General features: G+C 43.9%; 12 protein-coding genes. 4 read left to right on the forward strand and 8 right to left on the reverse strand.

All coding sequences use genetic code 11. From position 1 onward, the window contains the following. On the reverse strand, positions 1 to 584 hold a 584-nt coding region (locus VK080_RS06920; RefSeq protein ID WP_324224041.1), incomplete at its 3' end, for a YitT family protein. Between the two features lie 242 nt (positions 585 to 826). On the opposite strand from VK080_RS06920, the gene VK080_RS06925 reads away from it, so the two are divergent. Beyond that, entirely contained in the window at positions 827 to 1,054 is a 228-nt protein-coding gene (locus VK080_RS06925) for a hypothetical protein (RefSeq protein ID WP_324224042.1), read from the forward strand. Further along, positions 1,047 to 1,559, forward strand: coding sequence for a glycoside hydrolase domain-containing protein (locus VK080_RS06930; protein ID WP_324224043.1), 513 nt, complete (start codon positions 1,047 to 1,049; stop codon positions 1,557 to 1,559). Before VK080_RS06925 ends, VK080_RS06930 begins: the two co-directional genes overlap by 8 nt. Positions 1,560 to 1,635: 76 nt before the next feature. Here VK080_RS06930 and VK080_RS06935 read toward each other — a convergent pair whose 3' ends face one another. The 4 genes from VK080_RS06935 to VK080_RS06950 all read right to left on the reverse strand — a co-directional run bounded on the left by VK080_RS06935 (position 1,636) and on the right by VK080_RS06950 (position 4,974). Continuing rightward, positions 1,636 to 2,688 carry a nuclease-related domain-containing protein gene (locus VK080_RS06935; protein ID WP_324224044.1) on the reverse strand — a complete coding sequence of 351 codons (1,053 nt, stop codon included), beginning with the start codon at positions 2,686 to 2,688 and terminating at the stop codon, positions 1,636 to 1,638. 214 nt (positions 2,689 to 2,902) lie between these two features. Further along, entirely contained in the window at positions 2,903 to 3,457 is a 555-nt protein-coding gene (locus tag VK080_RS06940; RefSeq protein ID WP_324224045.1) for a DUF1273 domain-containing protein, read from the reverse strand. Positions 3,458 to 3,511: 54 nt separating this feature from the next. Next, positions 3,512 to 4,123 (reverse strand): diphthine--ammonia ligase, encoded by a 612-nt coding sequence (locus VK080_RS06945; RefSeq protein WP_324224046.1) that lies wholly within the window; start codon positions 4,121 to 4,123, stop codon positions 3,512 to 3,514. Between the two features lie 74 nt (positions 4,124 to 4,197). After that, positions 4,198 to 4,974: a TatD family hydrolase gene (locus VK080_RS06950; RefSeq protein ID WP_324224047.1), complete on the reverse strand. Its 777-nt coding sequence runs from the start codon at positions 4,972 to 4,974 to the stop codon at positions 4,198 to 4,200. A 378-nt stretch (positions 4,975 to 5,352) separates the two neighbouring features. Here VK080_RS06950 and menC point away from each other — a divergent pair, with 378 nt between their 5' ends. After that, positions 5,353 to 6,468, forward strand: a complete 1,116-nt coding sequence (gene menC, locus VK080_RS06955; protein ID WP_324224048.1) for an o-succinylbenzoate synthase — start codon at positions 5,353 to 5,355, stop codon at positions 6,466 to 6,468. Positions 6,469 to 6,691: 223 nt separating this feature from the next. On the opposite strand, the gene VK080_RS06960 is transcribed toward menC, so the two are convergent. From VK080_RS06960 to VK080_RS06970, 3 genes are all read right to left on the reverse strand, one after another. Then, entirely contained in the window at positions 6,692 to 7,624 is a 933-nt protein-coding gene (locus VK080_RS06960; RefSeq protein WP_324224049.1) for a manganese-dependent inorganic pyrophosphatase, read from the reverse strand. A 71-nt stretch (positions 7,625 to 7,695) separates the two neighbouring features. Beyond that, positions 7,696 to 8,256, reverse strand: a complete 561-nt coding sequence (locus VK080_RS06965; RefSeq protein ID WP_324224050.1) for a hypothetical protein — start codon at positions 8,254 to 8,256, stop codon at positions 7,696 to 7,698. Positions 8,257 to 8,384: 128 nt separating this feature from the next. Beyond that, positions 8,385 to 8,882, reverse strand: coding sequence for a hypothetical protein (locus tag VK080_RS06970; RefSeq protein WP_324224051.1), 498 nt, complete (start codon positions 8,880 to 8,882; stop codon positions 8,385 to 8,387). A gap of 222 nt (positions 8,883 to 9,104) precedes the next feature. Between VK080_RS06970 and VK080_RS06975 the strand changes: the two genes are divergently transcribed. Further along, positions 9,105 to 9,845 (forward strand): FAD-dependent oxidoreductase (locus VK080_RS06975; protein WP_324224052.1); only part of this gene is annotated, 741 nt, incomplete at its 3' end.

Consider the following 9,845-nt stretch of genomic DNA (forward strand, 5'->3'; position numbering starts at 1 on the left):
CTGACATACGGTAAAAAGAAACTGATGATCACGCCGGAAAATAAGGCATTGATCAAGGTACCGATGCCGATTGCCCCACCGAATATAAACGCCAGAATGACAAGCACGGTACTGATGGCCGCCCGTGAATAGGAAACATTCCAGCCGGTCAGGTTTGATACGACCATCATAGAACGGTCCATCGGGTTTGGGGCAATTTTTGACTGCAGATAAAATGCTACTCCAAGCGCCATCAAAATCGTACCCAACAACATCGCCGCCCATTCACCATACCAGGTGACAGGTGTCACAATGTCGCCAAGCAAAAACAGCCACGTATCAATACCGATCCCGGTTACGAATGATGTAATCAAGGCAAAGAATTCCGGTCTTTTTTTCTCTGCCAGCGCGTTGCCCAAAACCATCGTCAAACCAACGACGATTTCAAAACTGCCCACCGTCAGCCCAAACGTCCGGTGCAGCCCGACCAGAAGCGCATCAAACGGAGAAGCGCCCATTGTTGACTGGATTGTCAATGAAATGCCAAGTGTCAGAATGATAAGACCAATAAGATAAAATTGCACGCCTGCACGAATCAGCCGCATGATACCACTTCCTTTCTATTTCAGTCATGATTATGTAGTCGCCAGTTAACTTTTCCCCTCTGTTTCCAGCAAAAGCTCTTTTAGTCGTTCAAAAGTTTTATTGCCATTACTTCAGTCTAACAAAAGCTGTCAAAAGAAGAAACAAAATGGCTTTCTTTAAAAACTAAAAAGCCTCCCCTCTTGCCTACACGCATCCTCCTTTCGATCAATACACTGCTAAAAGGCCTGAAGGGAGGATTTATATGATCAGATCGCAAGTTTTTTATATCATTGGATTAGGGCTTCTGATTGCAATACCTTTAATTTTAGCGCTTTTATTGAATAATTCATCCGATCAATCCAACGGCAATCAAAACGGGCAGAACGGTGACAACGGACAGGATATTTACTGGGGTGTCGACTCTGCCAGCTATACTGACGAAAACATGTACCAATGCGTTAATGATAGGTGTTTCAACTGGATTGGATAAAGATGAAGTGAATCTTCTGCATGACAATGATGTACGGATTCTGGTCATTTACAATCATTTGAGTGATGCAACTGGCTACGACCGTGGTGTCGAACATGCTGAGCAAGCCATTAATGATGCAAAGGATTTGGATATTCCTGATGGCGTTGCCATATTTGGGGACATCGAACCAAGCTTCCCGGTTGATGCTGCCTTTATGGAAGGGTGGTATGATACCTTTTCCGAATCCGCTTATGAGCCTGCACTGTATGGAATTTTTGATGACGGAAGCGACCTCCTTGAAGCATATAATGCGATGGATCAGGAACCACAGGAAAATACCGTTGTGTGGACAGCATTCCCGCAAAATGATATCACCACAAAAGATAATGCACCCGATTATAATCCCCAAGGACCGGAAAATGCGCTTGTTTATGGATGGCAATATGCAATTGAATCTGACCAGTGCAACATTGATACTAACCTTTTTCAGGATGAGATGATTGATTATTTATGGAATCCATAAGGAAGCAACTTGGCGTGAAGCCAAGTTGCTTTTTTGGTAGCTTTGCTGAGGGGCTCAAATTGTGAACTTTAGCATTTTAATTGTGAACTTTATCAGATTTGCTGTGAACTTTAGCACTTTTAGTGTGAACTTTAGCGAATTCATCGTACATTTTAGCATTTAACAGTTTATCAACGTCAATTTTATATCTTCTCCCACTTGTCTTTCCAAATTGCTGAAAACGTTCTTGCTGAATGAGCCGCTTAGCTGTATGAATGGATTTCACTCGCAAAAAATCCCTCGCCTGTCGATTATTAATATATTCCCCGACTAGCAAAGCGTAGTCCGCCAGTGTTGGCCTGTGCGCTGTTTTTGAAGTGCAGCCGCATGATAGACAGTTCCATTTTCCGCTTTTCCAATGCATGGGAACAGCAACACACGCCGGACAAATAACACCTTTGATTAAATCAGTATATCCAATATTAAATTGATCCATCCCATCACCTTCTTCGGGTTCATGCTCTTCAAGTAACTGCCAGGAGAGATCCGTAAGCCGCGTTTCAGAAAGGCTTGGGGATTGATATTTATTCATGAAAAAGTTTATTTTGGAAATGATCTTATCGCGGTGCATCACAATATCTGAAATGACTTTATCGTTGGTGATGTTGCGGAGATAGGTATCGTCACGGCTGTAGACAACAATCTTTTCAATGGGTACTGGAGGAAAATCATGTTTGCGGAGCCAATTCAGAAGTCTTCTATACTGCATGTTTATCTGTTCAATAGGATTTCCGAATACTTGTACACTGCCATCTATTGTTCGGTAAACCTGCCCCAAATCGTCAAAATTCACGTTGTCATAAATATTTTTCACTTCGATAATCAAATGAAACCAGCGTGATAAGATAAGAAAATCCAGCTGAAAATAACCATTTTGGTTAGGAAGTCTGACATAATGAAGGATGAAAAAATCGTCTGCCGGGAGAAACTGCAGGTGATATTTCATAGATTTTTCGCCTTTGTAACCGGAAAGAAGATTTGCGGCCCGGTTGCTGAATGTTTCCTTAGAGGGGTGGGTGGCGGGAGTGCGACTGTCCAGAGCCTGTGCACATAGAATATGCTCGGGGATTGCAAGGGGTTTAATAAACAATGGAGCATAACCTTTCTTATTAAATTTTAATAAGTTTTCCTATACCATTATTCGACAAAATCATTAAAAACCCTTCATATTTTCCGGATGTTTCCAGTTGAATTTATGAACTTTAGCATTTGAGCTGTGAACTTTAGCGAATCCGATGTGAACTTCATCACATCATTTGTGAACTTTAGCGAATCCGATGTGAACTTCAGCAATCATCATCCACTCAATCCCAATAATCCGGATCCATCATCCGTATTTCTTCCACCATGTCCTCGAGGTCTGCCGGAGTGATCAAATAAATCGGGTAATCACCTGCAGCTTGCTTTGCTTCGTCATAAAAATAACGATTGCTGCCGGGAAATTCCTCATCAAGCAGAAAAAGACAACCGTCACTTTTATCAATCAGCCATTTGTTGCTTGCCTGGTATTGATAAGGTCCGTTGTAGCCGCCTTTGTAGAGTGGTCTGAAAAAGTCAGCAGCAGCCGTCATTTCCTGATAAACTTGCTGGATCGGCTCCGGCCAGCGCTCTTCCTGGTTCTCAAACGGCGGAATGACGGCAAGTTTCAGACCGTAGCGGTCACGCAGCTCAAGCACTACTTCGCCAGCCCATAGTTCGACGCCCATTTTGCCGGAAATAAGCACCCATTCGAGTCCTTCCTCAATAAACCCGATCAGCCGCTTTTCAATCGCCGCCTTAATAATCGAAATCCGTTCGTCATCATGTTTGAAAATATTAATCTCCATCGGCTTATAGCCTGTTACTGTCATTACGCTCACGGTGTTTCCCGCCTTCCCTTGCCTACTTTCCGAACATCTGCAGCCGGCAAACGCTTATTTTCCCGGGCGGTTCTTTCCAAAAATCGGCCCCTCATAAACATACGTATGGTATTCACCGGATTCTCCCATCGGACAAACATCATGGTAGGTCATGATATCACTGATGAATGATTCATCAAGTGTGCGGCCTGTCCAGCTTTGCGGCAATTTCTCCGGATCGGTTTTGATCACCTCAGCACGAAATCCAAGTGATACAAATTCCTGCAGCAATACTGATACTTCCGCCCTATCCGACCATAGCGGATAGACGGCCTGAACGCCGGCACCTTCGGCCATTTTCTCACCCCACTCACGATGTCCTTCCAGATAAATATCACCAAAAGCAATCCCATCAATACCATAACAACGTATCATTTCTTTTATGTAAAAAACAAAATCATCAGCATACGTGTGAAAATTTGTTTCGATAAAATGAACTGGGATTCCAAGCCGCTCCGCCTGATGCTCAACACGTGATCGCTTTTCGTCGTGTGCCACTGTTGTCTGCTCATTTTTCCAAACCGTTGTGAGCAGGCATTTCACATCGAAACCTTCACGTTCCAAATAATAAAGCGCTAGACAACTGTCCTTCCCTCCACTAAAAGACAATGCAAGTTGTTTCCGCATTAAGTGCCGCTCCCCCCTGTAAATTCTGTGTATCATACACCTTCATCGTAACACCGTCCGGCTTAAAGCGGCAGTCACAATTCATAAAACCAGCGTGTATTATCATATAACCGGTCATAAACTTCAACGGTTGGGATTCGTTTTAACTCGGCCATTTCGCGGATTGACCGATGGATCATATTAGGGTGAGTCATTCTTCCTGCAAAAACCCCCTCAAACGGCCATGGCCCATCTGTCTCCACCATCATTTTCCCCAGAGGATATTTACCGGCCAAATTCCGGGATTTCTCCTTATACAAAATATCCGGCGTTACCGACACAAAATAGCCATTTCTCAGCATACGCTCAGCCGTTCGCCAATCGCCTTTAAACCAATGAAAATGAGCCTTGGCAGCCGAATGCTTTTCCAGCAAGTCACATGCCATTGGTGCATCATCATAAATGGCATGCAGGGCTATCGGTTTATCCAGCTCGACCGCCTTTTGAATAAAAGCGTCCAAAACGTCCATATACGCACCCCGTGATGCCACTTTACCTTCACGGCGCAAATAATAGGGCAGTCCAATCTCCCCGATAGCAACAATCTCATGCTGATGGTGATCAATAAGTGTCAGCAGATCCGCTAAGTCTTCATCGGAAGGCAGCGGCTGTTCCGGGTGGAAACCAATCGACAGTTTAACCCTGCTGTCATGACGAGCCAGCTGCATATTCTTCTGTGCGGAAGCCAAATGATTTGAGACAGTGATGAGTGCATCAACACCGCTCTCTTTCATGTCATTAAGTATCAGGGAGCGTTCAGCTGGCTTATACATATCCAGATGAATATGTGCATCAATTAACCGGTTAGACATCGTCAAAAGCCACCTTGAAAAAATTTTTTTCCGGAAATGTTGGTTGTCAATTCTAATACTATCAATGTCCACGCCACCATTGCCAGTTGTTCGTTCCGACATCCGACCTATCAGCACGCTTCTTGCATTGATATTGATTTTTTCAAATATCATAGTAGTATTCATTGTAAAAGGGGATAATGCTTGGATTCAGCTTCAACTACCAGTATTATAGCATGCGATAAATGAATCCATATTAGGGGAAATGATCAATCATACTTGGAAGCGAACCAGGTTATTGTATAATGCCGGACAGCACCGCGTCCTACCTTCTTCTGGTAAGACGCAGCCATCAGCAATCATCATGTCATAAAAGCAAAATCAGGAGGAAAATCATATATGACGATACCAGTTAAGCACATAAAACTGAGAAGACTGAAAATGACGCTGAACAACCCCTTCAGCACCAGTTTTGGAACCATGCAAGACAAGACATTTTTTATTATTGAGGCAATTGATGACGATGGTAACCGTGGATTTGGTGAATCAGTTGCCTTCCCAATTCCATGGTACACGGAGGAAACAGTCGAAACAAATTATCATATCATGACAGATTTTTTAATGAAGCTGCTGCGGGAAAACGACATCCACCACCCGGAGGAAGTACGCAACATATTCCAGCCAATCAAGCGTAATTATATGGCCAAAGCCGCGTTGGAAGGAGCCATCTGGGACCTTTACGCCAAACGGAAAAACATGACCCTTTCCGAAGCGCTCGGCGGCACCAGGAAACAGATTGATGTCGGCATCAGCATCGGCATCCAGCCTACCGTGGGTGACCTGCTGCAAAAAATCAACCATTCCATCAGTGAAGGTTACAAGCGGATAAAAATCAAAATCAAGCCAGGCTTGGATTATGACATACTTCGCAAAGTCCGGCACCATTTTCCCGATACACCGATTATGGCAGATGCCAATTCAGCCTATACATTGCAGGACATTGACCAGCTAAAAAAATTGGATGAGCTTGATCTGATGATGATTGAGCAACCGCTGGCACACGATGACATCGTTGACCATGCCAAATTGCAGGCTGCCATTCGAACGCCAATCTGTCTTGATGAGAGCATCCAGTCGGCAGAAGATGCGCGTAAAGCAATTGAACTGAAAAGCTGCCAAATCATTAATGTAAAAATCGGCCGTGTCGGCGGTCTCACTGAAGCGAAACTGATTCACGATCTATGCCGGGAAAATAACGTGGACATCTGGTGCGGCGGCATGCTCGAAGCAGGTGTCGGACGAGCACATAATATCGCCTTGACCACTTTACCGCAGTTCACAATGCCTGGAGATACGGCGGGATCAGCGCTCTATTGGAAAAAAGATATCATTAAACCTGAAGTGACTGTTGACGATGGTGTGATTAAAGTGCCGGATAAACCAGGCATCGGCTATGAAATTAATGATGAGGCGCTGGAAGCTTTTACAATACATGAAGCGGTTTTTGACATATAAACAGTAAAAACCCCTGCATCCACTTTAGATGGCAGGGATTTTTTGCAGTGTTATCCCGCATATAAGGAACAGTAACCTACCAAAAAACGGTGGCTAACTGTTCCTAAATGTCCGATTCGGTTCGGGCCTACGCGTTGCAGGTCACAAAGGTGTCATCCGAGAACTTAACCTATGTTCCGCTTCTTCAGTGGGGAAAAGCGCCCCGCAGACATAAAGTGTCACTTTATTTCGTGAATTGCTCTGTCAGATTCGTCACAATTTGTTTTTTACGGGAAACAACACCTTTCAGCAATGCACGGTTGCGATCATCCAATTCAACATCGAATGCTTTTTCAACATGACCTTTCGCACCACCCAATGCCAGCACATCTGAATCGTTTTCCAAAATGTCGGTCGCAACGAACAGGAACAATTCCAGTCCTTTATCACTAATGATTTGTTCCATTTCTTTTTCAATCGCATCCTGTGATTCATAAATCTGGTTTGTGTCAACAGCATTCACTTGAGCGATCTGCACTTTTGCATCACCCATAGTGAATTCTTTAGCATCCATTGTCACCAGATCAAGTGCTGTTTTATCACTTAAGTCAGCACCGGCCTTCAGCATATCCAGACCATACGTTTCCAAGTCTACGCCGGCAATTTCTGCCAATTCATATGCTGCCTCTTTATCTGCATCAGTACATGTCGGTGATTTTAAAAGCAACGTATCAGAGATGATGGCAGACAGCAGCAATCCGGCATTTTCTTTAGAGAGAATCACGCCGTTCTCTTTGTGCATCCTATTCAAAATCGTCGCCGTGCACCCGACAGGCTCGGCACGGAAATACAGCGGTTCTTTCGTTTCAAAGTTGGACACCTTGTGATGATCGATAACCTCAGTGATGCGCACATCAGCAATATTATCGACACTTTGCTGAAATTCATTGTGGTCGACCAAAATGACATTATCAACACTTTCATCAACTTTTTCAATATATGCCGGCGCTTTCACACCAAAATAATCAAGCACGAATTGCGTCTCTTTATTGACCTCGCCAAGTCGTGCAGGCTCTGCTTCAAAACCCAGCGATTTTTTTAAATCTGCATATACCAGTGCAGAAGAAATCGTATCGGTATCAGGGCTTTTATGGCCAAAAATCAATGTTTTGCTCATGATCATTACTCCTTTAGTCCAATTATCTTATCACATCTATTAGATTATCATAAAAATATGTCGAATGAACACTAATTTGTTGTGTCCAATGTTGCAGTGACATTCCAAATAATATCATATGCATTATAATCATTTAATGCGATATCCAGGTCATGAAACATTCGGTGCAGGCTGCGCACATTTTCGGTTTCCTCTCCGTTTATAATAGCGTCCGCCAATTCCTGAATCCGCTCCAAGTCCTTATTGAGCGCCTCATCCTCCACGTCTGCGATTCTTTCATCCAGTGTGTCCAGAATTGTATTAGCTTTTGCCTTTTGCCGCTCCCAGTCAAGGGAAGAAATGCCTCCGTAGCCGGTGGTTTCATTATAAAAATCATGCATTTCTGAGACAAACTGCCCAATAGCCTGGTTCTCTTTTCCGATGGTTCCCCGTACTTCCTCTACTTTTTCAGCTGTTTCATCAGATATTTCGTCCTTCTCTGTCGCCTGATCATCACTGTCCCCGGCCAAAGACATTGGATCCAAATCAAATGTATTAAAAAAGATCAGTACAGAACCAGCTAATGTTACAACTAGAACAGTTATGAATGTCCAGCCAAACCATCCTATTTTCAAAAACTTACCTTTCGCCAAAAAGACACTCCTAACCTAAAACCTGTTACTGACAATATAACTCACAGGCTATACATTTTTCTGTACATTCATTAAAGTGAAACTCCATTCAGCGGGACGCTTTTCCTCCAATGAAAGAGAAGAAGCAGTCAGTCTTGTTCATTATACCACTGAATGATCGATTGTCTTATTTCGGCATCCTCTGTCTCCTGCACACCAAATCCGCCAACGTAAACAACCTTCACATAGTATTCATCTCCACTTTTGAACCGGACTAAACAATAGTCCTCTTTAGGTGATGGAACAATCTCGACAATTGCTTCTTCCTGATAAGCTTCAAAAATTTTTGCTTTTTCATCCTCGTTCAAATCCCATTCTACTTGTGGCTCCTCAATTCGTTGTTCTTGCTTTGACTTGCGGTTTAACGGCTGCATCTTTTCATTAATACTATGGAGCAGGCGGATATTTTCAGCAAACCCGATGAACAGCATCCCGCAGACAAAACCGCCGGCTGTCCAGGCAAAAAATACAGACCAGCTCACCAAATAATGATTCATCGTCACGGTTATCAGACCGATAATCAGCCCGGCAGCCATCTGCGCAATGCCAATAACAAATAAAATTTTGGCAATGATATTTTCATTCATGAATCTGTCTCCCTTCTTCCTGGTATTTCAATTATATATCACTTTCATTTATACAAATTTTTTCTTATAGTTGATGTAGAGAATAATCACCATTACCCTCATTTTTCAATAGGTCAGAGGCGATAAGTGACACTCGAAAAAATCGGCGAACAAGCCTATTTTAGTTTTAAAATAAACGCCCTGAAATTTATATTTTCTGAGCTTCTTAGAAAGGGTTTTTTGATGAATCAATATATTGTTATCGGAGCAGGAATATTAGGTGCCTCGACTGCATACAAACTTGCAAGAGCCGGAGCGGATGTTGTCGTGATTGACCGGCATGATGCCGGACAGGCAACCGATGCTGCTGCCGGTATTATTTGTCCGTGGCTCTCCCAGCGCAGAAATAAAGCATGGTACAAACTGGCAAAAGGCGGTGCGCGCATTTACCATGATCTAATCCGGGAACTTGCCGACGATGGCGAAACCGCTACTGGCTACGCGCAAACCGGAGCTATCAGTATTCATACCGACGAGCAAAAACTTGCCGCCATGAAGGAACGTGCACTGAAACGTCGTGAAGATGCTCCGGAAATCGGTGACGTGACACTTCTTGATGCCAAACAGACAAAAGACGCATTTCCGCATCTTGCCGATCATTATGCATCTGTCCATGTCAGCGGGGCTGCCCGAGTTAACGGACGTGCGTTACGGAATGCACTGATTCGCGGCGCTGAGAAACACGGGGCGTCCATACTGCATGGCAATGCCCATCTCACGCAAAATGGCTCCCGGATTACTGGTGCTGAAGTAAATGGGCAGGTGATTGAAGCTGACAAGGTGATTGCAGCATGCGGCGCCTGGACCCGCGAATTGCTCAAGCCTTTAAATATTCAGTTTAATGGCACATCACAAAAAGCGCAAATATTGCATTTGCAATCGCCAGGCGTGGATACATCCGACTGGCCTGTTGTCATGCCCCCT

The organism is Lentibacillus sp. (assembly GCF_035301925.1).
GTDB lineage: Bacteria > Bacillota > Bacilli > Bacillales > Amphibacillaceae > Lentibacillus.